This window comes from Streptomyces niveiscabiei (genome assembly GCF_001419795.1).
Taxonomy (GTDB): Bacteria; Actinomycetota; Actinomycetes; order Streptomycetales; family Streptomycetaceae; genus Streptomyces; species Streptomyces niveiscabiei.
On sequence record NZ_LIRL01001292.1, the window covers coordinates 1 to 1,476 of the forward strand.

The 1,476-nt window shown below is 71.7% G+C and carries 2 protein-coding genes; one reads left to right on the forward strand and one right to left on the reverse strand.

Annotation, left to right across the window (positions count from 1 at the left end; translation table 11 throughout):
* Window positions 1-635: ATP-binding cassette domain-containing protein (locus AOK24_RS43250; RefSeq protein ID WP_159052214.1), on the forward strand; the 635-nt coding region annotated here is incomplete at its 5' end.
* On the opposite strand, the gene AOK24_RS43255 is transcribed toward AOK24_RS43250, so the two are convergent.
* Window positions 630-1,238, reverse strand: a complete 609-nt coding sequence (locus tag AOK24_RS43255) for a response regulator transcription factor (protein ID WP_055725314.1) — start codon at window positions 1,236-1,238, stop codon at window positions 630-632. The genes AOK24_RS43250 and AOK24_RS43255 overlap by 6 nt on opposite strands.
* Between the last annotated feature and the right edge of the window lie 238 nt (window positions 1,239-1,476).

Genomic DNA, 1,476 nt, shown 5'->3' on the forward strand with positions numbered 1-1,476 from the left:
CCCTCCCCCCAGGCGCCCACCTCACCGTCGTAGGCCCCAGCGGCATCGGCAAATCCACCCTCACCGCCCTGATCGCGGCGACCCTCACCCCGACCGGCGGCGGGATAGAGATCGGCGGAGAACCCGCCCCCGAAGCGCGAGCGCGCCGCGTGCTCATCCCTCAGGAGGCGTACGTGTTCACCGGCACCCTCGCCGAGAACCTCACGCACCTGTGCCCGGACCCGGTGCCGGAGGACGAGCTGTGGGCCGGTGCCGAGGCCGTCGGGATGGCGGATCTGATGCGGACCCTGGGCGGCCCGCAGGCACCCGTGGACCCCGCCGCTCTCTCCACCGGTGAGCGCCAGCTGATCGCCCTGACCCGCGCCTACCTCTCCCCCGCCCCCCTGGCCCTCCTGGACGAGGCGACCTCGCACCTGGACCCGGTGGCCGAGGAGAGAGCCGAGCGCGCGTTCGCCGCGCGCCCCGGCACGCTGGTCGTCGTCGCGCACCGCATCGCCTCGGCCCGCCGGGCGGACCGCGTCCTGGTCATGGACGGCGCGAACACCGCGTACGGCACGCACGGGGAACTCCTGGAGAGCTCACCCCTGTACCGCGACCTCGTGGGCCGCTGGGCGGCAACAGCGGCACCCTCATAACCACCCCTGCCCCTGCGAGATCCGGATCGCGTCGATCCGGTTCCGCGCCCCCGTCTTCCGTGTGATCGCCGCCATGTAGTTCCGCACGGTCCCGTGCGACAGATGCAGCCGCCCCGCGATCTCCGCCATGGACACCCCCTCCGCGGCGAGCGTCAGCACGCTCAGCTCCCGCCGGGTCAGTGGCATCTCCGCGGCCTTGAGGAATCCGAACCCGAGGGAGTCGTTGATGAAACGTTCCCCCTGGGCGACGGTCCGGATTCCGTCGAGTAACTGCTCGGGCGGCCCCGCCTTGTCGACGTAGCCGAGCGCCCCCGCTTCGAGGGCGCGTTTCAGCAGGCCAGGACGGTTCGCGCTGGCGAGGACCAGCAGGCGGGGGGCGATGCGGTCGCCGCCGGGGGCGCAGAGTTCGCCCAGCGGGGGGATGCCGTAGCTGTCCGTGCAGTCGAGGTCGGCCGCGCAGACCAGGGGCCGTACGCTGCGCACCCGCGCGTACGCGCCGCTCCATGGCGTGTCGTACACCCGGAGGTCGCCCTCCCGGGCCAGCCATCTCGCCAGCACCGTGCGCACCAGTCCTTCGTCGTGCACCAGAAGTACCCGGATCACTTACGTCCCTTCGGCTAGCCCGCCCACCGGCTTGTCATGTTTGATGCGTGCCCCATTCTTGGCGCCCTCCTCCGTTTCGGAGCGCGAAGAACCGGCCAGGACGATGCGCGGGGGCGCACATGAGGCGCCCGGACGCCGTGCCGCGCTTCGATTCGGGTGCCTATGAACGGTTCGAGGGGGTACGGAACCCCCTTCTGGAGGCCCCCGCAGCCCCCGCTCCTCGCTCTTATACACATCT